Raw genomic sequence first — 209 nt, forward strand, 5'->3', positions numbered from 1 at the left:
AATATCCACTACTATATCAGACTCCATCCGCACACAGAGACGGTCGATGATTGCTTGAGGTTCTTTCATCACAGCATTCATGAAAGAACAGCCATTCTTCCGTATCTCAATCTCAGCTACATTGTGGTAGAAGACGTTATTCACGACATCCGCTTTGAGCCACTTCCAGAGTCCTTCCACAATATTCAGTTGCGGACTGTACGGCGGAA

General features: G+C 45.5%; 1 protein-coding gene. It reads right to left on the reverse strand.

The window, feature by feature from the left end; genetic code table 11:
- The coding region (locus ABD76_RS00480; RefSeq protein ID WP_197253345.1) for a transposase at window positions 1-209 on the reverse strand (209 nt) is incomplete at both ends.

Source organism: Paenibacillus dendritiformis (assembly GCF_015845845.1).
GTDB classification, from domain to species: domain Bacteria; phylum Bacillota; class Bacilli; order Paenibacillales; family Paenibacillaceae; genus Paenibacillus_B; species Paenibacillus_B dendritiformis_C.